Here is a 25,317-nt window from a genome sequence, read left to right as displayed (position 1 = left end):
ATTGACTTTTTATTAATTGTATTATATTATTAATGACATCTAAAAATATGGCGGCGTCGCCAAGTGGTAAGGCAGGAGTCTGCAAAACTCTTATCATCGGTTCAAATCCGTTCGCCGCCTCATTTTCCTAACTATGAATGACAGCCGAGTTAAAAGATTATATTTATTCCTTATTTGCTTTTTTATAGGAACAATAGCTATATTTATTCAATTATTCAATTTAACTATAAAAGAAAGAAAATCTGTATCATCATTAGTAGGACTCGACAGACCAAGAGGAACTATATATGATTCTAAAATGCGTCCTCTTACAATAAATATTCCTGCATATACAATATATTTGGATACCGAATCTGTTTCTTTAGATGGTAATGATGAAACAGATATCAATGAAGCTTATTCTCAAATATTTAATATTATAAACATCACAAAAGAAAAATTTGCTGATCTATTAAATACTAAGAGAAGAACTATAATGCTTGCACAGAATATTAATTTGGATTCCTATAAAAAAATAAAAGAAATAAAAAACAAATATAATGTTAAAAGTATATATGGTATAGAAAGCTATAAAAGATTTTACCCATATAAAGATATATTTGCCCATGTAATAGGCTATATGAATAGAACAGAAACAGAAGGATATGCCGGTCTTGAAGCCACTTATGAAGCAATCCTTTCTTCAGAAAATGATAATCCAAAAGATATAGTATTAACTTTAGACAGAGATGTTCAGACTATAGTAAGAAATGAAGTATTAAAAACTGTTGCTGAAAAATCCCCTCAATCTGTAACTGTAATAGTATCAGATGTTAATACAGGTTCAATAGTAGCAAATTATTCTTATCCTTCATTTGATCCTAATAATCCTTTTATTTATGTAAATAATGAAAGAATGGACAGAAGTATAATGAGTACTATATATCCTGGAAGTACAATGAAAATATTTGCTGAACTTGCTGCAATAGAGCAGGGAGTTGTAAATAGCGATGAAGTTTTCCATTGTAAAGGTTATTATGATTACAGCAGACAAACTAGAATACATTGTGATTATCCACATGGTGATGTAGCCTTTAATGATATATTGAAATACAGCTGCAACTTTGCCGTTGTAACTATAGCTGAAAGAATAGATAATCAGTTCTTTTATGATTATTTAAAAAGATTTGGTTTCGGAGAGCCTACAGGTGTAGGGCCTTATAAGAATGAATGGAGCGGAATATATCACTCTTTAAATAAATGGCATAGATTTTCAAAAGGTTATTTAGCAATAGGTTATGATTTAAGTGTTACTCCTATGCAGATAGCTGCTTCTTATTTACCTCTTTTGAATGGAGGTTGGAAAGTACCTATGCATGTTGTTGATTCATTTTATGACGGCATAGAAAAAATAAGTGCAACTAATAATTTAAAAAGAACTAGAATAATAGATGAACAGTATTCTCAAATAGCTAGAGTTCTTCTTAGAAAAGGTGTTGAATCTGGTTCTACAGGTCATAGAGCTAATCTTCTTAATATAGATGTTGTTGGTAAAACAGGTACAGCAATAACAGAAGTTTATAGAAATAATGAATCAGAAAAACCTGAAAAATATTATCAGTCAATATTTGTAGGCGGTTTTCCTTTAGAAGATCCTAAAATATCCATACTAGTATTGCTTGATGACCCTCAAGGACAGGGATCTCAGGGAGCTGGTAGAGTAGCAGCTCCTTTGTTTGCCAAAATTGCTAATCAGATTATACCTTATTTGGGACTTATTGACGGAGAAATATATACAATAAATACTAATGATTTTTTGAGTTTAGTACCTCATTCAAGTAATATTACAAATAATGTTATGCCTAATTTGAATGGACTTTCTTTGAGAGATGCTTTAAATAGCATATCTTATATTGTATCAAATAATAATGCTAAAATAATGATACAAGGCGAAGGCTATATAACAGATTTTTCTCCGCAAGCAGGTACATCTGTTACTAATGATTCTATTATAAGATTATCATTAAAAGCACCTATTAAGGAGCAAGAGAATAAATAATAAAATAAGGAGTTTATTTATGTTAAATATACTTACTTTCGGAGAACTTTTATATGATGTTTATGATAATGTTTCAGTTATAGGAGGTGCTCCTTTTAATTATTCTCTTCAGCTTTCAAGGCTTTTAAGTAAAGATGACAAATTAAAGTTTATAACTGCATTGGGTAATGATGATTATTCTAAAGATGCTTTATCTTTTATTGATAATGAAAATATAGATAAATCTTTAATACAAATATTAAAAGATTATGAAACAGGAAAAGCTACTGTTTTTCTTAATGAGAAGAAAGTACCTGATTATATAATTCATGAAAATTCAGCTTGGGATAATATAGAATATAATGGGAATATAGAAAATGCTTTGAAAGAAAATTATGACTTATTTTATTTTAATATATTATCTCAAAGAAATGAAAAATCTTATAATACATTAAAAAACATATTCAAAAATATTAATGCTAAATATAAAGTATGTGATGTAACATTCAGAAAAAATTATTATACTAAAGAAAAAATAAAAGAATCTTTAGAGTTTATAAATATATTAAAGATTAATGATGATGAACTTGCTATAATAAAAGAGCTTTTTTATACTTCTATGCCAAATGATAATGAAGTATTATTAAAGGCTATTAATAAAGATTTTAATATTGATTATATATTCCTTACACTTGGGGCATCTGGTGCAAGTGTATTGTATAATAATGAATATATATTTAATCCTTCTAATAAGGTTAATGTTGTTGATACAGTTGGAGCTGGAGACTCATTTTGTGCTGCTTTAAGTTATGCTATATTGAGAGGACTTGATATTAATAATGTATTGAAATTTGCTTCAAGCGTGTCTGAAGAAATGGTTCAGGTAAAAGGCGGTACAGCAAGATATGATATTGAAAAAGTAAAATCTAAATACAGCTTATAATCATGTTCTTCCTGTAAAATATCTGAATTTATCTTTTGTAAGAAATCTTATGGAAGTAATTTACCTGTGTATCTTTCATTGTATACTATATTATTTCTTATATCATCATAGAAATCTTGTAAATTATTCTGCATCATATCATCTATATAACTAGATGGATATTTAGATATATATTGATGTATTTGTCTGTTTATTAATAATGTAATAAATTTTTTAGGTGGAGTGTTATAAGCAAGCAATGCTTTATACATTCTAATGTTTTGATTTATAGCATTTTTTTCTGCTTGAGTTTTTGCATCTTTTTCCTGCCTTTCCAAATCATTTAATGTGTTTTGAATATTGTATATATTATTGCTGTATATAGTTTTACCTTCATCTGTGAAAATATAATTTGCATCTATATAAAATACATATTCTTTGTTATCAGATGACAGAATTTTATCAAATTTTTCAATTACTCTAAATTTTATATTAAGATTATAATTATTTTGAGCAAAACTATAAGGACAAGTTATAAGAATAAATATTATAATTGTAAAATAAAATTTCATACAATATATTCGGAATTATTTTTATATTATTTCGGTATAGATGATAATAATCTTATAAAATCTCGGTCATTTGGGAATAATTTTAAAGCTTCTTCAGATATAATACTTGCATTGTTATATCTTCTTTGATTATATTCTGTAACGGCATAATTATAATATGAAACTTTAAGATTTTTTTTTAATATATCAGCACCTTCTCCAATATCAGATATTCCTATTTTATATGTTTCTATAGCATTAGGAAAATCTTTTACACTTAAATAAGATGTACCTATTGTATTATAATAATGTATTTTATTATTTTTTGTCATAGCATTATCAGAATCAAACATATATGCTTCTTCTAATGTTTTGTATGCAGCTTCAAAGTTTTTTTTATTTAGATAATCTAAAGCTAATCTGTTATAAGCATTAACCAAATTATCATTATACATTTTTGTATTTGGGGAAAGATAATATGCTTTTTTAGCCATAACTAACTGTTTTTCTAAATCTTTCTCTATTTTTTTTAATGAAATGGAATTAGGGTATAATGTTGCTATTAAAGTAAGTATATCTACATTGTTTCTATCTCTATAATTTCCTTGAGGTACGAAAGTAACTATTGTAGAATTTCCAGTATTTCTTATTTCTTTTTGTCCAGGATCGAATCCTCTTGATAATGTAGTTTCTACATCAACAGATTTACCATCTGCATATATTGTACAAAATGAATGACTTGAAGTTAATACACCTGTAACTTCAAATCCAAATTCCTTATATAATAGAGAATATAATATACTTGAACTTAAACAATTGTATTCACCTTTATATATTAAATCCTGAAATAGTGTGGAGGTTTCAAAATATTGTTTTAATGTTCCGCTTGTATAAAGCCAATTTAAAAGTCTTTTACCAAATGCATACGCACCTTCTTTGGTATATTGAGATAATTCCTTTTTAGCAAAATTTCTTATATCATTTAATTTTTGTCTGTAGAATTCAAACTCATCTTTATCTGTAATACCTGAAGCAATTATGAATCCATCATAATGAAGTTCTAGATCGTTAGTTTCTCCATTATCAACTTTTATAAAGAAATCGCATTCTAATTCTGTAAGTTGATCTTTTTCAAATTTTATTTTATCAGATGGTTTTGAATATATTACTGAATAGCTAAATAATATTAAAAATAAAATTATTTTAATATAGTGTTTCATATATCCTCTATAATTGTGATTATTTTCTATCTATATATAATATATGAAATTAAATAAATAATAGAAAATAAATTTTATATTATTCTGTTAAATTATCAAGTTCATCTCTATATTTAGCAGCATCTTCATATCTTTCTTCTTTTACTGCCTGATCTAGTAATTTCTGCAATTCTTCTTTATTCTTTTTATTATTATTATTATTATTTAATTGATTATTATCTATATTATTAATTTCTTCAGGTTCTTTTTTTACAAATATATTTTCACCATTTTTTTCTTTAATAAGTTCATCTCTTTCAAATTTTTGATAAGTAAAAGGTATTCCTTCTTTTACTTTCATTAAATTATCATTTTCTTCTAGTAAGATGCCGGCTTTTTCTATAACATGTTCTTCTATAAAAATAGGAGCTTTTGATTTTAGAGAAAGTGCTATAGCATCAGAAGGTCTTGAATCTATGAATATATTTTTAGCATTATGTTCTATAACTAATTTAGCAAAGAAAGTATCTATATGTACATTATCTATTATTACATTTATTAACCTTATATTACAGTTTTGAAATATACTGTATATGATATCATGAGTAAGAGGTCTTTCTATTTTATATCCTATAAGGCTGGACATTATAGACTGAGCCTCCAAATATGCTATTGATATTGGTACAACTTTATCAGATTTTTCAGGTTTTAGAATAACTACAAAACCTTTATCTGTAATTGCTAAATTAAGTATTTTTGCTTCTACCACTTTTTAAACCTCTTTTTATATACCTATTTAATATAATATTAATATATATATATTATTTGTCAAGAAAATTTATTTAATAATTATGCTTGTATATAATTAAAAATTGATGTATTATGATTTTACTATTTAATTATAATATAGTTTTTGTATTAAATTTTATAAATAATTTAACAATATGATGGGAACTATGAGAAAAAAATTAATCTTTATTTTTACATTGTCAATTATATTAACATTCAATTTATTTTCACAAACAAATGAAGAATTACCTCCTTATCCTCCTGAGAATCCTGAAGTTATACCTATAAGTGAGATTTATGAAGGAATGGAGGGAGTAGGATATACTGTTATACATGGTACAAATGTAGAGCCATTTAAAGTAAAAGTATTATCTATTTTAAAAAAAAGATGGCATAATAGTGATGCTATACTTATAAGATGTGAAGGTCTTAATTTAGATCATTCAGGAACTGTTGCCGGTATGAGCGGTTCTCCTATATATTTTGATGGCAAAATAGCCGGAGCATTGGCATTTGGCTGGAATTATGCTAAAGATCCAATAGCAGGTGTTACTCCTATAGAAGAAATGTATAAACTATATGAAGATACTAATGCTAAAGCACCTATGTTGGGATTTGCAGATGATAATTCTCTTCAGACTCCATTAATGTTTTCAGGTATAAGCAGTAAAGCTTTTAATGAATATTCTTCTGTTTTTAAAAAGGCTGGTTTTTATCCTATGCAGGCAGGCGGTTCTATATCCGATACAAATCAGGCCAGCAAATTTTTATTTGGTGATTCAGTTGCCATAGTTTTAGCTGACGGAGATATTTCATTAGCTGGAATAGGTACAGTTTCTCATACAGATGATGAAAAATTCCTACTTTTTGGACATTCTATGTGGTCTAAAGGAAGAATAATAGCACCAGTATCAAGAGCATATATTAATCATATAGTAGCTTCAGTATCTTCTTCATTTAAACTTGGATATGCTTATTCTAATTATTTAGGATATACCGTTTATGACGGAGCTTTTGGTGTTTCAGGTGTTTATGGAGAAGTTCCTGAAAATGTAATGGTTCCTGTAAAAGTAGAAATAGAAGATCAGACTTTTCTTACAAGAGATTTTAATTTTAGAGTATTAAATGATCCTGCTTATTTTTCAGATATACTCTCTATGTCTATATATAGTGCTGTAAGTTCTGCAGCTGGAGAAAATGAAGAGGGTGTATTTAGTATAAGCTATGAAATAGAAACAGATTATTTTGATGAGCCTTATAAAGTAAGTAATAGAATATTATCTTATTCTTCTACTGATGCATTTAAAGATGCTATAGATCAAGTAATAGCTCCTGTTAATTTCTTTATACGTAATAATTTTAATAGAGTTGGAATAAAATCAGTAAAATTATCTATTAAAAGAAGCGGACTTGAATATGTTTTTTTGAATGATATAACTTTAGTAGAGCCTAGAGCGGTTGCTGGAGAAACTATACATTTAAGATTGGGATATACTCCTTATGGAAAAGAAAAACAATATGTTGATGTACCTGTAAGACTTCCTGTTAATCTAAAAACAGATGTTTATACTATATATGCTGCTAATGAATACATATTTAATTATGCAGAGCAATTATTTATGCCTAGCAAATATGAAATAAGAAGTTTAGATGATGTTCAGCGTATATATGGAAAAAGTTATGATGACAGTGCTTTGAAAGTATGGCTTTATTCTTCATCAAGAGGAGTGCAAATAGGTAAGGACTTGTATCCTACACTTCCATCTTCTAGATATGGAGCTATGGCTAAAAATGCTACATCAGATAAAGCTGCAGTTATTACTCCTATTAATGGAAATTATCAAATGGACAGTTCTATACTAGGATTAATGAAATTGGATATAATAATAGAAGGCGCTAGAAAATACGAAAATCGTTAAATTATTATTTTATGTTGAGATAAAAAATAGATATAAGAATGAAGGGGATAGAAAATATGAAAATTGCTAAGATTCTAATTACTTTGCAAATAATGTTAATCCTATTTTCTGCTAATGTTTTCGGGGTTGTTACCAGAACATTATCAAGCGGCAAAAAAGGTTTTTATGATAATGGTGTTTATGACGGAATAATGCTTACAGAACAGGGAAGCTTAACATTAGCTCCTATAATAGAACAGAATGGCGTAATTGCTGGTAAAGATATATGGAAAATGTATCCTGCTAATGATGGCAGTATGTTTGCTGCTATCAGCGGAAGCGGTGCTGAACTTTATAAAAGAACTGCTGATGATACTAATTTTACATTATTCGCTTCAGAGAAAAGTGAAAATGCTTTTACTGCAGTTATTGCTGATAGTGAAGGAAATATATATGCAGCTACAGGTCCTTATGCAAAGATAATCAAATATGATAGTCAGGGAAATGAGCTTTGGAGAAAAACTTTAGATGATACTTATATATGGGATATGAAGTTTGATGACAAAGGAAATTTATTTGCTGCTGCAGGTGGAAATAATGCTAGAGTATTGAGAATTGCATCTGATGGTAATATTAAAGAAGTATTAAAAACAGAAGAACAGCATGCTATGTCTTTATTATATGATGAAAATGGTAATAAACTTTATGTTGGTACTGCTGGAAGAGGACTTGTATTAGTTATTGATTTATCTACAAATTTAGAAAATCCTTCATACAATGTTCTTTATGATACTGCTGAAAATGAAGTTTATGCTATAACTATGGATAATATAGGTAATTTATATTTTGGAACTTCTACAAGACAGCCGGCTTATTTGATACTTCCTTCTATAATAGATGGAGATAAAAGACCCGATGAAAGCGAGAATGAATTTAGAAACTCTTTATATAAAGCTGATACTAATGGTACAGTTCAAAGATTATTTTTCTTAAATCAAACATTAGTTTTAGCATTAAGCAGCGATAAAAATAATAATGTATATTTTGTTACAGGAGATACTGCTGATATATATAAAATCGGAGGAAATGACGGACTTTTATCATATATAGGCGGATTAAAAAATAAAATACTTTCTACATTTGCTGTTTCTGATGATGGACTTTATTTTGCAATATCAAAAACAGGTGAGATATACAGAGTAAAACATACTTATCCTAATAAAGGAACTTTTACAAGTGATAGTTTAGATTTAAAACTTTTAAGTAAATTAGGTAGTTTAAGTACAATGTCTACTATTCCTGACGGATCTTCTATATCTATTGAAGTGAGAACAGGAAATGTTGCAAGAGTTGATAATACTTGGAGCAGTTTTGTTCCTGTAAATGCTGATGGTAAAATAGACGCGCCTTATGGAAGATTTATACAGTTTAAAGTTACAATGACAACTTCTGATACAGAAACTACTCCTATACTTAATTCTATAGATTTGAGTTATGTTGAAAATAATCTTTCTCCTGAAGTTTTAAATGGAGGACTTACTACTCATTATCTTCAGCAGAATGATTCTACTGAAACAGCTAAAAATCCTCAATTAGAAGAAAATGAATCTATGATTTATTGGAAGGGTAGTGATCCTAATGGTGACAAACTCATATATAATTTAGAATATAGATTAAAAGGTGAGAAAAATTATAGAAAATTAGCTGATAATTTATCTACATCATATTTTAAATTTGAATCTTATTTACTTCCTTCAGGAATTTATGATTTTAGAATAACAGCAAGCGACAGATATGATAATCCTATAAGCATTGCTAAAACTAAGACTTTAGAAGTATTCAATGTAAAATATGATAATGATCCTCCTGAAATTTTAGATTTCAATGTTACTGGAAGTGGTGCAAATAGAAAAATTACTTTTAGAGTAGAGGATAAATTATCTTTCATAAAAACAGTAAGATATTCTACTATAACAGGCGAATGGAAATATATTGTTCCTGATGACGGCATGTTGGATTCTATGAATGAAGTATTTACTGTTAATATAGATGATGCTAACGCTGGTTCTGTTACTGTTGAGGTAATGGATACTGACGGAAACACTAAATATTATTCATTCTTGATATGATTATTTAATTAATAGAGAAAATTTTAATAGGGCTAGTGAATTTATAAATTTACGAGCCCTTTATTTATGTATAAGGTTCGATTTTATGAGAAAGTTATTTATTTTTATATCTATATTTATATTTTATGTTTCATCTTGTCAAAAGAACGAAATAACTATTCCTGATAATTTGAAAACTATGCTTATAAAGGATATTAATGATGATAGAAGTTTAAATCCTTTATATAGAGAATTCAGAGGTGCTTGGTTTTCTACTGTAAATAATATGGATTGGCCTCTTGAGGGTAAAAGCGAGGAGGAGCAGAAAAAACTTGCTTTGAAATATTTAGACACATTATACAATAATAATTTTAATGCTGTATTTGTGCAGGTTAAGCCTGATGCCGGTGTAATATTTCCTTCAAAGATAAATCCTACTACCAGATATTTTTTCGGAAAAGATTCTACTAATGAAACAGATGATTATCCTTTTAAAACGGATATGCTACAGTTTATTATAGATGAGGCACATAAAAGAAATTTAGAAGTTCATGCTTGGTTTAATCCTTATAGAATAGCAGTAACTTATGATACTAATAAAAGCTATGCAGAACAATTTTCAAAAAAGAATTTTATTCATGTATATGCTTATTCCAACAATTTAAAACCTATTCATTGGTATGATAATAAACTTTATTTAGATCCTGGTGAGCCTATAAGTGCTAAGTATGTGATAGATTCTATTATGGAAGTTGTTGAAAATTATGATATAGACGGAGTGCATTTTGATGATTATTTTTATCAGAATATGATTGATGATAAAACATACAAATATTGGCCTGATGAAACAAGCTCTTCAAAATATGCATCTAGTCAAGGTTATGATGCTTCTAATACAAATTATGATGATTATGGAGTTAATGGTCTTTATGCTTGGAGGAGAAATAATATTAATACTCTTGTGAGTTCCATATATAAAGAAATAAAAATAAGAAAGCCTTATGTAAAATGGACTATATCGCCTGCAGGAGTTTGGAGAAATAAAGAAAAACTTTCAGATTATAATGGTTATGAATATGGAAGTGATACTCAGTCTTATAATCCGAATTTTGACGCTTTGCATGCTGATGTTCTTTTATGGATGCTTAATGGTGAGAAAACTGAATCATTAAAGAATGCAACTGAAAAAGACGGAATAAATAAAATGTATGTTGATGCTATAATACCGCAGATTTATTGGAGTGATAAGCATGAAACCGCTCCTTTTGACATTATAGCTGATTGGTGGATTGAACAGGCTAAAAAGTCCACTAATGGTAAATTGGCCGATTTATATGTAGGACATCCTCTTTATAAAATGGGCAGGGATACTAATGTAGAGCCTTGGCAGGATATAGATTTGATGTCAAAACAGGTCGATTATATAAGAACTAATGGTAGAAATTATATAAAAGGTTCTGTATTTTTTACTATGAGAAATATGTATAAAGATGATATTCATACAAAAGGTTTTGGTTATAAGGCTTTGAATTATTTAAAAGAAAATAATTATACCTTTAAATCTATAATACCTACTATGAACACAATGAAAGATTTAAATATTACACCTTCAGGTTTAACTAATCTTTATATAACAAATAAATTCAATAGTATAGAAATCACTTTCACAGATTCAGGAGAATACAAAACTGATAAATATAATTGTGCTGTAGAAGGTACAAGCGTTTATTATTCTATATACAGAAAAGATGTTGCTGAAGATTATATAGTTTTGATTGATAAGATAAGAAGAGAAAATTTTAATTCTGATTCTAATGTTGTATATAATGATAAAACTGCAAATCCTAAAAAAACTTATATTTATTATATTACTGCTTTAGATAGACTTCACAATGAGAGCATGCCTATTATGATTACAAATAGATAAATATAATGTTTACAAATATTTGTTTATATGGTTTAATTATGTTAACAAAATAAATTAATTGGAAATATTATTATGGGTAATACTTTATTAAAAGATATAATTGCAGTAACAAAAGAATTAAACTCTAAATGCTCTAAAAATATAGAAGAGTTAAATGCAAATAAAGAATTAGAAATATCAACTGACAGCAGAGATAATTTTGATGAAAAAAAATTATTTTTAGCAATAAATGGAGAAAAGTTTGACGGAAATAAATTTGCATTAGAAACTTATAATAAAGGATGCAGATACTTTATTTTAAGCGATGCAAGTATAAAACTTCCAGATGATGCAGTAGTTTTTTATACTGATGATACAATACTTTTCTTTATAAAACTCGCTAGAGAATACAGAAGAAGATTCAATATACCTGTGATATCAATAACAGGAAGCTGCGGAAAAACCACTACAAAAGAATTAACTCATTTATTTTTATCTACAAAATATAAAGCATTGAAAACAGAAGGCAATTTAAATAATGAAATAGGAGTGCCTAAAACAATATTTAATTTAGATAATAGTTATGAGATAGCAGTTATTGAAGCCGGTATGAATCATAAAAATGAACTGTTAAGAATATCTGAAGCTATAGAGGCAAATACTGTTATAATAAATAATGTAGAGCCTGTACATATTGCATATTTAGGTTCTATAGAAAATATTGCCTATGCTAAATCAGAGCTTTTTAATCATACTAGAGAAAATGCTAATGCGGTAATTAATAAAAATACTAATTGCTTTGATATATTAAAAAAAGAGGCTAGTAGAAACAATATAAAAAATATAATAGAAGCTGATATAAAAGAAATAATAAAAAAAGATGATAATACATTTGAGTATAAGGGCATAACTTTTAAACATAATTTAATAGGCGATTTTAATTTGCATAATGTATTATCAGCATTAAAAGCAGCTGAACTTTATGATGTTGATTTACAAAAATGTGCGGATATTTTGATAACTTATGAATCTCAAAAAAACAGAATGCAGATAATTAATATAAAAGACTGTAATGTAATAAATGACTGCTACAATTCAAACCCTGCTGCATTAAAAAATATGATTAAGTTTTTATCTCAAAGAAGCGAATCAAAAAAGATTGCTGTAATAGGGGATATGCTAGAAACAGAAACTGAAAATTCAAGCTATCATAAAGATATAGGAAAAATTATAAATGAATTAAAAAATATTGATACTGTTATTGCAGTTGGAAAGCATTCAAAGGATATTTACGATACAGTTAATTGCGAGAAATATTATTTTGAAAATGCTCAAAGTTCTGTAGAGAAAGTAAAAGAGTTTTTGAAAGATGATACAGCAATGTTAATAAAAGCTTCATTGGGTATGGGATTCGCTGTGATAATAGATTCTATAAAAAATATATAAAATAATAAAGGCTTAAAAATGAATAATTTAATACAAAATAATTCTGTAATAGCTTTTATATTACTAGATGATAAAATGTTCAATGATTTTTCAAAACAATTAAAAGATGATTGGAATATAGATATAACTGTAGTAAGTCATAATAATAAAAATACATTTAATATCGAAGCAATAGATTTTGAATATGAACTTGCTCCATTCAATGTGCCTGATAATGAAGCTGAAATCTTGATGAATTATAATGATATAGATAATGCCACAAGAGAAAAAATACTTAGTCATAAATCATTTTTATCAATCAAGGTTAATAGTGAGAATACTAATTTCAAAGATATTGCTTTAACTTTTAGTAAGGTATGCTATTCTATAATAAAAGTAAATAATGTATCTGCCGTTTTGATAGGGGAGATTAATCTTCTTATTTCTAAAGATACATATTTATTTGAGATGAATGAATATATAAAAAATGATAAATACTTTCCAACTCGTTTATGGGTGAGAGTTGATGTCTTTTCAGATAATAATGGAAATCATGCCTATACTGAAGGGCTTAAAAATTTCGGTAAGTATGAGATTATGGCCTATAAAACTTTAAGAGAAGTTGAAAGCATAATCAGGGTATTGATGATATTATCAAGAAGCATTATAGAAAATAATCTTAATCTTGAAGACGGCAATACTATGCAGACAGATGATGATTATATAGGAATGTTTAAATTCTTTGATAATAAATTTATAATGCTTGAAAAGAGTTTAAAAGACATAAATAAAAATCAATAGATTTGATAATAAAGACACTGTAATATATACTTTGAAAAAATTATAGATTGGGTAGGTATTATGAAATTTGTATTAATTATAATAAGTTTAATTGTTCTAATGAGTTGTTCTAATAGTGAAGAAAAGAAAGAAAACAATATAAATCCTAATGTAAATACCAATTCAAATGCATTATCCCAAAATACGAATACAATTATTACAAATCAAAATAATATAGTTACTAATAATGTTAATAATAAAAGTGATGTTATAGTAAGAAAAAATATATACCCTATAAAATCATATACAGAAGAAGAACTTGATGAAATACTTCTAGTTAGAATTAATAAATTATTAGGGGAGTATGTAAATGATAAAGAAAATGGAGAGTTAATAAAAAAAGAAAAAGAAAAATTAAAGCCTATAAGAGATTTACTTATAAAGACTATAAATGCTGAAGATGAAGATGGTAATAATGCATTAATGCTTGCTATAAAATACAGTACAGACTCTATTGTTTATTATGATTTAATAAAATGGATTGTAGAGCATGGCATTGATTTATCAAGTAAAAAAATATTTAAAACATTATCTTATTATTATTATCTTAAAAAAACATATTATGATCATATTGGCAGTAAAGAATATTCAGATATTGTTTATTATTTGATAGACTCTGGAATATATTTTGACTATAAAGATGTATATGACTTAATGGTTAATAATGGTGATTCGGATATTATTAAAAAAATGCTTGATATATTATACGATTATAATTTTGAAAAAGTTGATTATAACTTACAAAGTGATTTATTATTTACTTCCATACATAATCAGGATATTGATTTAGTAAAATATTTTCTGGATCTTGGTGCGGATATTAATTCTCTAAATAGAATGAGGGATGGTTCTATAGGAACTCCTTTAATGTATAGTGCATTTTTAGAAAATTATGATATTGCTGGTTATTTATTGGAAAAAGATGCTGATGTTAATATTAATTGTTTTCAAGACAATCAAGAATTAGAAAACATTTGGAATTATTATAGTTATTATAGCGATGAAAGAGATGAAATAATAAATAACTTTCCTGTTTTAAGTCCAACAAATTTGAATGGTACTGTTATTACAGGAAATAATTATTATGATTTGATTGTAAAAATATTAAATAAAACAGCTCAAAATTTCAAATTAGCTAATACTTATTTTTATTATGAACCAACTTCTGAGTCTATTGTTAAATCTGATACTAATAATAAATATATGTTTATATCATCTCCTATATTAAATCAGGAATATATAGATTATCCCGATGATTTTACAAGTGAGGAAGATAAATATTTTCATTATATAACTATATGGAAAAAAGAGGATAATAAAGCTTCATTTGTATCAGGGTTTTATCCTTTACAAGATGCATTTTATGAATATACATATTTAAGCGATTTTAATATTACTGTATCAGGAAACTATATTACAGCAGAACAATATGATTCAGGTAAAACATATTATTACACATTTATTATAGAAAATAATGAATTATATTTAGATAAATTTTCTACGGGTAAATCTAATCTCATATCAGCATCAGCTACTAATTTTTCAGAAGTATACAATGAAGAGTATTATTATAATTATAAATCAGATGCACAGAAATTTAATCAAACAAGCAGAGTAAAACTTATTGATGTTGAAAAAGGATTTTTTGAACAGCTTATAGAAGATTATAATAAATAAATTATCAGTTTTTATTACAATTATGCTATGAGTATGATTTTCTTAAATACTGTTATTTGATAAGCATATACAAGTTATTGAGTATATACCTAAACAAATATATTTTTTCAAAAATTAATTTTGTAAATTGAAATATTTGCAGGGCTTTGCCCACCACGCTGTGTGCTTACGCAGCACCCCAGTTCTTTTACCGAGTAGGTACCTTTCGGTATTGGTATAAGGCGAAGCCCGCCTGCGGCGAGAACCAAAAGAACTGCATTTATGGTCTAAATTTAGGTTATATCCTATATTTAATAAGTATATGTTTAATATAAAGTTATAGTAATTGCGTTTTTTGCAACTTTGGCGAAGCCCGCAGAGCGTGTGCGGGAAAAAGTTGAATAAAAAAATTGACAAAGTTAAAAATTTTTTAGTATAAACATTTCAAACTATTTTATAGTATAGTAAAGTTTAAAAAATTATATTAATAAAAAATTATTTTCCTTTGCATACTCTGTTTGAAACTTCATCAAAACCTTCTTCTATTGTAAGCCCCCAATCTGTTTTGATTTTATACCATTCTCTTACATATTCGCATTGATATTCTTCATTAGGAGGAAGCCATTCTACAGGAGATTTATCGCCTTTAGAACGATTTGCACCTTTTGATACGGCTACCAAATGATTTTCATTCTTCATATAATTGTAGTATTCGTTTTTCTTTTCTTTGCTCCAATTACTAGCACCGCTGATATGGGCATTTTTTAAAGGCACTAAATGATCTATATCTAAATCTTTGGCATTAGTAAAATATTTTCCTGTAAACTTATCATACCATTTTCCTGATATTACTCTGTTATTAGATATGACAGGTTTTACTAATGATTCTCTGGCTAATACTTCATGCCTTGTATTAAGTCCGTCATTATCTTCATCAGCCCAATCTCCCCAATCATCTCTGTTGTATCTTGTAACAGTTTCTTTTTTGGGCTTTTCTGTTTTTGAAATTTCTTTTTTATTGTATACATTATTATAATAATAGTATCCTGCTGCTATTAATAAAATGAATAATATAAATAAAGGAGATGATTTTTTCTTTTTTCTTCTTGCCATAGTCGTTCCTATTATTGCTAATACAAATTGTTAGTTGTAAATTTCTCATACACTAACAATTTTTATATTTAACTTTCTAATATTTAAAATCTATTATTTTTATTATTGCTAATAAAAATTGTTAGCCAGCTTTGTATTATTATATGATAAACTTAGCTATACTAAAAATTTTATATTTAGCTTTTTTATAATAAACCTAAACAATTACATTTTGTTAATTTTAATTTATTAATAGTATAAAATATTATTAAGTTTTCTTAAAAATACTAAGATAAAAACTATATTCTTAGTAAAAATGCAGTCTTTCGCCGTAGGCGTACTTCGTTTGGTTCTTTGTGCCAACAAAAGAACTGGGGGTGTGGGGGCTAGTCCCCACAAATAACATAAATTTAAAATTGTGTTTTTTGACAAATTTAAAAATTTTTAGTATATATTATTTTTTTATTATTTCCATACTCCATTCAGGACCGCTGTAAACTTTGTATTTATCAGAGAAATTACCCATATTCACAGCAACAGATAAATTAAGCTCTGAATTGAAATAAGCCATATTATCGCCTTCAGGTATATCTCCGAAAGTATTAACAAGTTTGACATCTCCATTCCATACTAAATTTCCTTGATTGTATATAGAAACATTCAAAATATCTCCAACCTGTACTCCATTATCCAGCATTAATTGACGAGGAAGTGATGACCATACATTACCGTACTGTACATCAAGTATTGGAATATTAGCAGAGAATTTTCCGTTTTCAAATTTTGCTTTTTGATATTCTATTTTGGTAATATTAGTACCTAAAGATTTTCCAACCTGTTCAAAAGTTATTTGCTTTGAAGCTAGTCTTGCACCAGTATATACATAAACATCTCTGCCATGAAAAGTATATGATTCTTGAGAATTAGTGAGTCTGTTTACAGCCTCATCAATTTCTCTTACTTCTTCTATACCTAGACTTTCAGCAACAAAAGTTAAAGAACCATTATCAGGAGTTACAAAATAATAATTGTTAGTAGTTTTCATAACAACAGATTTTCTATCGGTACCAACTCCCGGATCTACAACATTTACAAATACAGTACCTTCAGGCCAATATCTAGCAGTTTGATCTAGTCTTAAAGCAGCTTCCCAAATATTAAAAGCAGGTATCTCATGAGTAAGATCATAAACTTTTAAATCTTTATCTACAGTCAAAGCAACTCCATACATACTAGCAACTGCATTATCCTTTCTGCCGAAATCAGTTTGAAGTGTAAGTGGTGATTTATCTACTGTTTTTGTACATGATATTATTAAAGCAAATAATAATATTAATATATATTTTTTCATTTTATTTCCTATTTTTATAAGTAATATATTTTGATTAGTTAAATAATTAAGGGCATAAGAATTAACTCATGCCCTTAAAAAATTTGTTTTCAATGATTATTTAGTTTTAGCATTTAGAGCATCTTTTTGTCTTTTGATTCTTCTTAATGCTCTTTTGCGTTTAACTACTTTTCTATGTTGTTTTCCCACAGTATATATCTCCTTTAATTTTTATTAAATTTTACCGTCTGAACCTAATACATTAATTATTTTATGCATATAAAGTTTTTTCATTTCATCACGAGCAGGTCCTAAATATTTTCTAGGATCGAATTCTTTAGGATCATCATGGAATACTTTTCTAATAGCAGCAGTCATAGCAAGTCTTGAATCGCTGTCGATGTTGATTTTACAAACTGCACTCTTAGAAGCTTCTCTTAATTGCTCTTCTGGAATACCTATAGCATCATCTAATTTACCGCCGTTTTCATTGATCATTTTAACATATTCTTGAGGTACGCTTGAAGAACCATGAAGTACGATAGGGAATCCAGGAATTTTTTTCTCAATTTCTTTAAGAATGTCTAATCTTATTTGAGGATTTTGACCAGGTTTAAATTTATAAGCACCATGGCTAGTACCTATAGAAATAGCAAGAGAGTCAACTCCTGTTTTTTTAACGAAATCTTCTACTTCTTCAGGCTGAGTATAAGTGTGATGTTCAGCTACAACATCATCTTCAACACCAGCAAGTACTCCTAATTCACCTTCAACAGTAACATCATATTTATGAGCATACTCAACAACGCTTCTAGTTAATTCAACGTTTTTATCATAATCATAATGGCTTCCGTCTATCATAACAGAAGAAAAACCATATTCAATACAGCTTTTACAAAGTTCTAAACTGTCGCCATGATCCAAGTGTAAAACTATAGGTACATTAACACCTAATTCTTTAGCATATTCAACAGCACCTTGAGCCATATATCTTAATAATGTTTGATTAGCATATTTTCTAGCACCTGAAGAAACCTGAATTATAACAGGGCTTTTAGTTTCTACACATGCTTGTACTATAGCTTGAAGTTGTTCCATATTATTAAAGTTAAATGCTGGTATAGCATAACCACCGCCTATAGCTTTTTTAAAAAGTTCTCTACTATTAACAAGACCTAAGTCTGAGAATTTAACCATATTTTTCTCCTTATTCTTTTTGATTATAAAAAGTACTTAATAATAATATAGTAAAAATAATAAATTTTCAATAAAAATAGTAATTTTTTATTATAGTTGTTTGAAAATATATAATAATAATTTTATTTTATTAATGAGTTTATATTAGAAATTTTAATAATTGTATAATCAATTTGTTGACTATTGTTTTTATGTATGTTATAATTGTCTAAAATATTTGCATTAAATTTTTTTTATTGAATGCAAATAAAAGTATCAATTCAAGAGGTGTTATAATGTCAAAAATTAATTATTTAGGACAGTCTTATGATTTGTCCAACGGAGAGTCTTTATTAGACTTCCTTAAACAAAATGCTAAAAAAGATTCTAAAGATGCAGTAGCAGCTAAGTTTAATGGAACAGAAGTTGACCTTACATATACGCCTGAAACAGACGGCGATTTAGAATTGATACTAACCACCTCAGATGAGGGACTTGAAATATTAAGACACTCTACAAGTCACTTAATGGCTCAGGCTGTTAGAAGACTTTATCCTAATACTCAAGTTACTATAGGACCAGCTATTAAAGATGGTTTCTATTATGATTTTGATGCTGAAAAGCCTTTCACTGAAGAAGATTTGCCAAAAATCGAAGATGAAATGAAAAAAATCATCAAAGAAAATATTCCTGTAGTAAGAAAAGTAATGAATAAAAATGAGGCTATAGAATATTTCAAGAAAGCTAATGAACCTTATAAAGTTGAAATTATAGAGGGTATAGATGCTGATACAGTATCTTTCTATGAGCAAGGCGATTTTATAGACCTTTGTAGAGGACCTCATGTTCCTTCAACAGGTTATTTAAAAGCATATAAACTTATGTCTGTTGCAGGAAGCTATTGGAGAGGAGACTCTAATAATAAAATGCTTTCCCGTATATATGGTACTGCTTTTGAAAGTAAAGAATCATTAGATAAATACCTTAAAAAACTCAAAGAAGCTAAAGAAAGAGATCATAGAAAATTAGGTAAAGAATTAAATTTATTTAGTTTCCATGAAGAAGGTCCCGGTTTTCCTTTCTGGCATCCTAGAGGAATGGTTATTTATAAGGCTGTTGAATCATATATTAGAAATGAAAATGAAAAACGCGGATATGTTGAAATAAAAACTCCTGCTATACTTAATGAAGAATTATGGCATAGAAGCGGACACTGGGATAACTATAAAGAAAACATGTATTTTACAGAAATTGATGAAACTAAATATGCTGTAAAACCAATGAACTGTCCTGGCGGTTTGATTGTTTATAATTCTAATATACATAGTTATAGAGATTTGCCTTTAAGAGTTGCTGAATTAGGTTTTGTTCATAGACATGAGCTTTCAGGAGCTTTGCATGGACTTTTCAGAGTAAGAGCTTTCACTCAAGATGATGCTCATATATTCTGTACTGAAGAGCAATTAGGCGATGAAATTATTAATACTATTGAATACTATTTATCTGTATATAAAGACTTTGGTTTCGAGAACTTTGAAATATTTGTTTCTACTAGACCAGCAAAATCAATCGGAAGCGATGAGATTTGGGAGCTTGCTACTAAATCATTAATCAATGCTTTAGACAAATTAAAAATAAGCTATAAGATTAATGAAGGTGATGGAGCTTTCTATGGTCCTAAGATAGACTTCAATATTAAAGATGTTCTTGACAGAAACTGGCAATGCGGTACTTTACAAGTTGACTTCTCACTTCCTATGAGATTTGAGATTAGCTATGAAGGTAAAGATGGTAAAAAACATACACCTGTAATGCTTCATAGAGCTATACTTGGTTCTATGGAACGTTTTATAGGTATATTAGTTGAACACTATAATGGTAAATTCCCATTATGGTTATCTCCTTTACAAGTAGCTGTAGTTAATGTACTTAATGAAAAATCTCAAATTGATAGAGTTAATGAAGTAGCTAAAGCATTGAAAGATGCCGGCTTCAGAGTGGAAGTTGATGAAGGTGATGATAATTTAGGTACTAAGATTAAGAAATATCGCTTGCAAAGAACTCCATATACAGTTATAATAGGAGCCGAAGAAGTTTCTAGTGGAAAATTATCTATCAGAACACGTTCTTCACAAGAAATTAAAGATATGGATTTGAATGAGTTTATTGAGAAACTCAAAAAAGAATCTAAGGAGAGAATGAATGATTCTATATTTACTACTAAATGAGGTAGATAAATAATGGCAACAGTAAAAAAAGAAGGAGAGAGAATTAATCAATTTATTACTGCACCAGAAGTTAGAGTTGTGCATGATGAGAGAGGAAGTCTTGGTGTAATGAGTATTAAAGATGCTCTTGCATTGGCAAAAAGTGAAGGTTCAGATTTAGTTGAGATTGCTCCTACAGCAGAACCTCCTGTTTGTAAGATTATCAATTATGGTAAGTATAAATTTGATATTCAGAAGAAGAGTAAAGAAGCTAAGAAAAAGCAAAAGTTAGTTCAGCTTAAAGAAATCAAGATGCGTCCTCAGATAAGCATACATGATTACAACTTTAAAATGAAGCATATTCGTGAATTCTTAGATGAAGGAAATAAGGTAAAAATCACTATAATGTTTAGAGGTAGGGAAATGGCACATACTGAATTCGGCTATGACCTTATTAATAAAATTATACAGGATTTAGAGAATGAAGCTGCTACAGAAAAACCTGCTAAATTAGAAGGTAAGAATTTATCTGCAGTTCTTAACCCTGTAAAAGTTAAGAAAACTGATTCTGAAGGTTCCTCTAATAAAAAAGAATCTTCTGAAGTTAATAATGAAGAATAATATATTACTTTAATTATTAGAATTGAAGTATAGCAGCTATTTTTAATAAAGCCCACTACCTATATGTACTTATCATACATATAGTTTGAGCATACAGTAAATATAATTAAAAGGATATTAGTTTATGAAACAAAAATTAAAAACAAAAAGCGGTGCAAAAAAACGTTTTAGATTTTCTAAAACTGGTAAAGTAAAATTTGCTCATGCATTTGGTAGCCACAAATTCTTAAGCAAAAGACCTGACACTAAAAGAAAGTATCGTAAAGCTAGAATAGCAGATGATACTAATATGTTAGAAATGCCAAGATTAATGCCTTATGGCAGATAATAAAAGGAGACTAAAATGAGAGCAGTTAGCGGTGTAGTAAGAAAGAAAAAAGTTAAAAAAATATTAAATATGGCTAAAGGTTACTATGGTTCTCATAGTAAGCAAATGAAACAAGCTAAAGAAGCTGTAATAAGAGGCTTAAAATACGCTTATCGTGATAGAAGACAGAAAAAAAGAATGATGAGACGTTTATGGACTTTAAGAATCAATGCAGCTTGCAGACCTTTAGGTATATCTTACAGCAAGTTCATTAACGGACTTAAAAAAGCTAATGTTATTATTGACAGAAAAGCTTTATCTAATTTAGCTATCGATGATTATAAAGCATTTGAGGCTGTAGTTGAAGTAGCTAAAAAAGCACTTGCTTAATATATTAGACTTAAAAAATATTTACTTATGTATAAAATTGCCGTTGGTATTCTTTAATAGAATGCTAGCGGTTTTTTATTTATAGTTAATTGAAATAATAAATAATATAGCTTTTATGATCTTTATTTATTTTAGTTAAAATAAAAAGCTGACATTAATAATAATGCCAGCCTTTAATATTAAAAACTAAATTAGTTTAACGCTTTTAATTCTTCTACTTCTTTAGCAAATAATTTCAAAGCACTTTCTACAACTTCAGGTTTAGTCATATCAACACCTGCAACTTTTAAATTCTCTATAGGAGTTCTGCTTCCTCCGCTTTTTAAGAATTTCAAATAGTTATCTCTATTTGTATAGTCGCCTTTAGCATTGCCTTCAAGCACCCTATTAGATAAAGCAACTGCAGCTGACATACCTGTAGCATATTTATAAACATAGAATGAACGATAGAAATGAGGTATTCTCAAAGCCTCTAAATCGCTTGTTTCTTCAAATACGGCTTTTGCTCCAAAATATTTTTTGAGTAAATCTTTATAAACATTTCTTATAAGTTCTAATGTTGTTGGGTTTCCTTCTTCTGCTTCTTTATGAATAATATGCTCAAACTCTGCGAACATAGTTTGTCTGAATACTGTAGCAACAAAGCCGTTTATATCTTTATTAAGTAAAAATGCTTTAACTTCTTTTTTACTTTCATTTTGCATAAAATAATTGAATAAAAGTTTTTCATTGAAAGTAGATGCCACTTCAGCTTCAAATATACTATAATCATGATGTTGGAAAGGATTATTCTTTCTGCTGTAATAGCTATGCATACTATGTCCTGCCTCATGTGCTAATGTGAATACTGATTCAACGCTTTCATCTCTGAAGTTCATCAATATATAAGGCTCTGAAGTATAACAGCCTGCTGAGAATGCTCCGCTTGTTTTACCTTTATTTTCGTATTTATCAACCCATCTTGAATTAAGTCCTTTTGTGAGAGTTGATACATATTCTTCTCCAAGAGGTGATAATGCTTTGCTTAAAACTTCTATAGCCTTATCAAATGTATGATGTATTTTTACGTCTTTTACAACTGGTGCATATTTATCATATTGTCTGAAATCACTAATTCCTAATTTACCCGCACAGTATTCATAATAGCTATGCAAAGCTGGTAATGCATTATGTACGCTCTCAATTAAACTATCATAAACGCTTACAGGTATATCATCACCGAATAATTCCATTTCACGTACACTATTATAATTTCTTATTTTAGCATCGAATATATCTTGTTTGATTTGGCTTGCATAAAGTTCTGCTAATGTGTTTTTATGTTTATCATATTCTTTATAGAATTGATTATAACTATTCTTTCTTAATTCTCTATCTTGGCTCTCTTGAAAACTTGAGAATGTAGCATGAGTTAATGTTGTTTTCTCTCCATTATGTTCTAATGTTCCAAAGTCTAAATCGGCATCATTTAAAGTATCGAATACATTTGAAGCAGTTGAAGCTAATTCTCCTTGCAATGCTAATATTCTTTCCTCTTTTTCTGATAATGTATGAGGTTTATATTTAAGTATATTTCTTAAATAAATTAAATAATCTTTTAGAACCTCATCTTTTAAAAAGGTATTTATCTTTTCATCATCAATGCTCATAAGTTCAGGATCAAAATAACTTAAATTAGCTGAGAATTCAGAAGCTAATTTTGAAAATCTTGCCACTTTTATATTAGAATCATTATTAGTTAAATCTTCTGTTTGTTTTAGAAAAGCATAAGAGCCTAATTTATCTAATATAATAGAAGCATTCATTATAGAATCTAATATATTTTTTAATTCAGCCGCTGATTTTGATAAATTTCCTTTAAACTTGCTTACTTCTTTTGAAAACTCTTCCATTGCTTTAAAATCTTTTTCAAACTCTTCATCATTTTTATATAATAAAGTTAAATCCCAAGTATCTTCTATTTTTACATCTTTTCTTTCTATTAAAGTATTTGATTTATTTTCATTACTCATATTGTATTCACTCCTTAATATTTTTTTATAAAAACATATCTAACTAATATTTGTAAATTATAACATAATATATCATTTTACAAAATAAAAAATAAATATATTATATAATAGTATAAAATATTTATTTTGGGAATATTATTTTGAAGCAGCATATTATTTTTAATGAAAAAACAACTGAAGAGCAAATTAAAGTAATAAATGAAATTATAAAAAATAATAAATTATCTAAATTAAATAATGAATTAGAAAAAATATTGTATAATGAGTTAAAAGCTGGAAATGAAATAAGAGAAATATCGGTTGGAGGTTTTGGAGATGAAAAACATTTATTTATTTTTCTAAATAAAACTTTTATTACTAAAATAGTGAAGAATGATAATAATGTAAAATATATAGAAGTTAATGATATACATTATTGGAAAGCAGAGTATACAGATTTAGTAAATAAGCAAACTATAGCTTGTTTTTTTAATAGTTAGAATTATAGAAGGAGATTCATATTTTATGGAAAATTTAAATTTAAATGATATTGAACAGATAATGACTTTTTATTTGATATTCAATTTTGTTATATTGGCATGTATTATATACATAATAATATCTTTGATTTTTAGATTGCTTCCTAAGAAACAAGAAGAACAAAGTAAAGACAATAAGAAAAATAAATCTTCAAATAAAAAGAAAAAGAAAGATATTATAGATTTATTTTGGACAGAAGATAAAGATAGTAAAACAAGAACAACTATTAAAAGAAGTGTTTTTATAATATTTATCGCTTTTACATTATATTATATATTTAATTCTATAAACTTCATAATAGCTAATATTGATATAGTGAAAAAAGTTTTGAAAATAGAGTGATTTTGTTAAT

Annotated in this window: 21 protein-coding genes and 1 tRNA gene; 15 read left to right on the top strand and 7 right to left on the bottom strand. The window is 27.5% G+C overall.

Annotation, left to right across the window (positions count from 1 at the left end; genetic code table 11):
- The first annotated feature begins 49 nt into the window (after window positions 1-49).
- The 3 genes from BINT_RS08885 to BINT_RS08875 all read left to right on the top strand — a co-directional run bounded on the left by BINT_RS08885 (window position 50) and on the right by BINT_RS08875 (window position 2,960).
- Window positions 50-120: transfer RNA gene (locus BINT_RS08885), tRNA-Cys, on the top strand.
- A gap of 13 nt (window positions 121-133) precedes the next feature.
- Window positions 134-2,038, top strand: coding sequence for a penicillin-binding protein (locus tag BINT_RS08880; protein ID WP_014488235.1), 1,905 nt, complete (start codon window positions 134-136; stop codon window positions 2,036-2,038).
- Window positions 2,039-2,057: 19 nt separating this feature from the next.
- Window positions 2,058-2,960, top strand: coding sequence for a carbohydrate kinase family protein (locus BINT_RS08875; protein WP_014488234.1), 903 nt, complete (start codon window positions 2,058-2,060; stop codon window positions 2,958-2,960).
- A gap of 47 nt (window positions 2,961-3,007) precedes the next feature.
- On the opposite strand, the gene BINT_RS08870 is transcribed toward BINT_RS08875, so the two are convergent.
- The 3 genes from BINT_RS08870 to BINT_RS08860 all read right to left on the bottom strand — a co-directional run bounded on the left by BINT_RS08870 (window position 3,008) and on the right by BINT_RS08860 (window position 5,458).
- Complete coding sequence (locus tag BINT_RS08870; protein WP_014488233.1) at window positions 3,008-3,511, bottom strand: hypothetical protein; 504 nt, start codon at window positions 3,509-3,511, stop codon at window positions 3,008-3,010.
- A gap of 26 nt (window positions 3,512-3,537) precedes the next feature.
- Entirely contained in the window at window positions 3,538-4,710 is a 1,173-nt protein-coding gene (locus BINT_RS08865) for a tetratricopeptide repeat protein (RefSeq protein ID WP_014488232.1), read from the bottom strand.
- Between the two features lie 79 nt (window positions 4,711-4,789).
- Complete coding sequence (locus tag BINT_RS08860; RefSeq protein WP_014488231.1) at window positions 4,790-5,458, bottom strand: bifunctional nuclease family protein; 669 nt, start codon at window positions 5,456-5,458, stop codon at window positions 4,790-4,792.
- A 178-nt stretch (window positions 5,459-5,636) separates the two neighbouring features.
- On the opposite strand from BINT_RS08860, the gene BINT_RS08855 reads away from it, so the two are divergent.
- The 6 genes from BINT_RS08855 (at window position 5,637) to BINT_RS08830 (ending at window position 15,332) form a co-directional block, all read left to right on the top strand.
- A complete protein-coding gene (locus BINT_RS08855) occupies window positions 5,637-7,397 on the top strand; it encodes a SpoIVB peptidase S55 domain-containing protein (RefSeq protein WP_014488230.1) in 1,761 nt (586 codons plus the stop codon).
- Window positions 7,398-7,453: 56 nt separating this feature from the next.
- Complete coding sequence (locus BINT_RS08850; RefSeq protein ID WP_041177368.1) at window positions 7,454-9,505, top strand: NHL repeat-containing protein; 2,052 nt, start codon at window positions 7,454-7,456, stop codon at window positions 9,503-9,505.
- A gap of 85 nt (window positions 9,506-9,590) precedes the next feature.
- Window positions 9,591-11,411 carry a glycoside hydrolase family 10 protein gene (locus BINT_RS08845; RefSeq protein WP_014488228.1) on the top strand — a complete coding sequence of 607 codons (1,821 nt, stop codon included), beginning with the start codon at window positions 9,591-9,593 and terminating at the stop codon, window positions 11,409-11,411.
- A 72-nt stretch (window positions 11,412-11,483) separates the two neighbouring features.
- Window positions 11,484-12,836 carry a UDP-N-acetylmuramoyl-tripeptide--D-alanyl-D-alanine ligase gene (locus BINT_RS08840; protein WP_014488227.1) on the top strand — a complete coding sequence of 451 codons (1,353 nt, stop codon included), beginning with the start codon at window positions 11,484-11,486 and terminating at the stop codon, window positions 12,834-12,836.
- Between the two features lie 18 nt (window positions 12,837-12,854).
- Window positions 12,855-13,616: a DUF4261 domain-containing protein gene (locus tag BINT_RS08835; RefSeq protein ID WP_014488226.1), complete on the top strand. Its 762-nt coding sequence runs from the start codon at window positions 12,855-12,857 to the stop codon at window positions 13,614-13,616.
- 60 nt (window positions 13,617-13,676) lie between these two features.
- Complete coding sequence (locus BINT_RS08830; protein WP_041177367.1) at window positions 13,677-15,332, top strand: ankyrin repeat domain-containing protein; 1,656 nt, start codon at window positions 13,677-13,679, stop codon at window positions 15,330-15,332.
- 474 nt (window positions 15,333-15,806) lie between these two features.
- On the opposite strand, the gene BINT_RS08825 is transcribed toward BINT_RS08830, so the two are convergent.
- The 3 genes from BINT_RS08825 to BINT_RS08815 form a co-directional block, all read right to left on the bottom strand.
- A complete protein-coding gene (locus BINT_RS08825; protein WP_014488224.1) occupies window positions 15,807-16,424 on the bottom strand; it encodes a GmrSD restriction endonuclease domain-containing protein in 618 nt (205 codons plus the stop codon).
- A gap of 433 nt (window positions 16,425-16,857) precedes the next feature.
- Window positions 16,858-17,754, bottom strand: a complete 897-nt coding sequence (locus BINT_RS08820) for an SAM hydrolase/SAM-dependent halogenase family protein (protein ID WP_014488223.1) — start codon at window positions 17,752-17,754, stop codon at window positions 16,858-16,860.
- Window positions 17,755-17,967: 213 nt separating this feature from the next.
- Complete coding sequence (locus BINT_RS08815) at window positions 17,968-18,930, bottom strand: class II fructose-bisphosphate aldolase (RefSeq protein WP_014488222.1); 963 nt, start codon at window positions 18,928-18,930, stop codon at window positions 17,968-17,970.
- Between the two features lie 275 nt (window positions 18,931-19,205).
- On the opposite strand from BINT_RS08815, the gene thrS reads away from it, so the two are divergent.
- The 4 genes from thrS to rplT all read left to right on the top strand — a co-directional run bounded on the left by thrS (window position 19,206) and on the right by rplT (window position 22,434).
- Window positions 19,206-21,137: a threonine--tRNA ligase gene (gene thrS, locus BINT_RS08810; RefSeq protein ID WP_041177366.1), complete on the top strand. Its 1,932-nt coding sequence runs from the start codon at window positions 19,206-19,208 to the stop codon at window positions 21,135-21,137.
- Between the two features lie 12 nt (window positions 21,138-21,149).
- Window positions 21,150-21,737 (top strand): translation initiation factor IF-3, encoded by a 588-nt coding sequence (gene infC / locus BINT_RS08805; protein WP_014488220.1) that lies wholly within the window; start codon window positions 21,150-21,152, stop codon window positions 21,735-21,737.
- Between the two features lie 124 nt (window positions 21,738-21,861).
- On the top strand, window positions 21,862-22,065 hold the full coding sequence (gene rpmI / locus BINT_RS08800) for a 50S ribosomal protein L35 (protein ID WP_008725923.1): 204 nt from the start codon (window positions 21,862-21,864) through the stop codon (window positions 22,063-22,065).
- A gap of 15 nt (window positions 22,066-22,080) precedes the next feature.
- Complete coding sequence (rplT, locus tag BINT_RS08795) at window positions 22,081-22,434, top strand: 50S ribosomal protein L20 (protein ID WP_012670268.1); 354 nt, start codon at window positions 22,081-22,083, stop codon at window positions 22,432-22,434.
- Window positions 22,435-22,625: 191 nt separating this feature from the next.
- Here the strand turns inward: rplT and pepF are convergent, their stop codons facing one another.
- On the bottom strand, window positions 22,626-24,446 hold the full coding sequence (gene pepF, locus BINT_RS08790) for an oligoendopeptidase F (RefSeq protein ID WP_014488219.1): 1,821 nt from the start codon (window positions 24,444-24,446) through the stop codon (window positions 22,626-22,628).
- Between the two features lie 140 nt (window positions 24,447-24,586).
- On the opposite strand from pepF, the gene BINT_RS08785 reads away from it, so the two are divergent.
- A complete protein-coding gene (locus BINT_RS08785; RefSeq protein WP_014488218.1) occupies window positions 24,587-24,925 on the top strand; it encodes a hypothetical protein in 339 nt (112 codons plus the stop codon).
- 25 nt (window positions 24,926-24,950) lie between these two features.
- Window positions 24,951-25,307, top strand: coding sequence for a hypothetical protein (locus BINT_RS08780; protein ID WP_014488217.1), 357 nt, complete (start codon window positions 24,951-24,953; stop codon window positions 25,305-25,307).
- Window positions 25,308-25,317 lie beyond the last annotated feature (10 nt).

The organism is Brachyspira intermedia PWS/A, from assembly GCF_000223215.1.
GTDB lineage: Bacteria > Spirochaetota > Brachyspiria > Brachyspirales > Brachyspiraceae > Brachyspira > Brachyspira intermedia.
This window is presented reverse-complemented; position numbering and strand designations above follow the sequence as displayed.

Coding starts and splice junctions, on each gene's coding strand:
- BINT_RS08870 (WP_014488233.1), bottom strand. CDS start 3,511: ATGAAATTTTATTTTACAATTATAATATTTATTCTTATAACTTGTCCT.
- BINT_RS08865 (WP_014488232.1), bottom strand. CDS start 4,710: ATGAAACACTATATTAAAATAATTTTATTTTTAATATTATTTAGCTAT.
- BINT_RS08840 (WP_014488227.1), top strand. CDS start 11,484: ATGGGTAATACTTTATTAAAAGATATAATTGCAGTAACAAAAGAATTA.
- pepF (WP_014488219.1), bottom strand. CDS start 24,446: ATGAGTAATGAAAATAAATCAAATACTTTAATAGAAAGAAAAGATGTA.
- BINT_RS08825 (WP_014488224.1), bottom strand. CDS start 16,424: ATGGCAAGAAGAAAAAAGAAAAAATCATCTCCTTTATTTATATTATTC.
- rpmI (WP_008725923.1), top strand. CDS start 21,862: ATGAAACAAAAATTAAAAACAAAAAGCGGTGCAAAAAAACGTTTTAGA.
- BINT_RS08880 (WP_014488235.1), top strand. CDS start 134: ATGAATGACAGCCGAGTTAAAAGATTATATTTATTCCTTATTTGCTTT.
- BINT_RS08815 (WP_014488222.1), bottom strand. CDS start 18,930: ATGGTTAAATTCTCAGACTTAGGTCTTGTTAATAGTAGAGAACTTTTT.
- thrS (WP_041177366.1), top strand. CDS start 19,206: ATGTCAAAAATTAATTATTTAGGACAGTCTTATGATTTGTCCAACGGA.
- BINT_RS08830 (WP_041177367.1), top strand. CDS start 13,677: ATGAAATTTGTATTAATTATAATAAGTTTAATTGTTCTAATGAGTTGT.
- BINT_RS08850 (WP_041177368.1), top strand. CDS start 7,454: ATGAAAATTGCTAAGATTCTAATTACTTTGCAAATAATGTTAATCCTA.
- BINT_RS08820 (WP_014488223.1), bottom strand. CDS start 17,754: ATGAAAAAATATATATTAATATTATTATTTGCTTTAATAATATCATGT.
- rplT (WP_012670268.1), top strand. CDS start 22,081: ATGAGAGCAGTTAGCGGTGTAGTAAGAAAGAAAAAAGTTAAAAAAATA.
- BINT_RS08855 (WP_014488230.1), top strand. CDS start 5,637: ATGGGAACTATGAGAAAAAAATTAATCTTTATTTTTACATTGTCAATT.
- BINT_RS08845 (WP_014488228.1), top strand. CDS start 9,591: ATGAGAAAGTTATTTATTTTTATATCTATATTTATATTTTATGTTTCA.
- infC (WP_014488220.1), top strand. CDS start 21,150: ATGGCAACAGTAAAAAAAGAAGGAGAGAGAATTAATCAATTTATTACT.
- BINT_RS08780 (WP_014488217.1), top strand. CDS start 24,951: ATGGAAAATTTAAATTTAAATGATATTGAACAGATAATGACTTTTTAT.
- BINT_RS08875 (WP_014488234.1), top strand. CDS start 2,058: ATGTTAAATATACTTACTTTCGGAGAACTTTTATATGATGTTTATGAT.
- BINT_RS08835 (WP_014488226.1), top strand. CDS start 12,855: ATGAATAATTTAATACAAAATAATTCTGTAATAGCTTTTATATTACTA.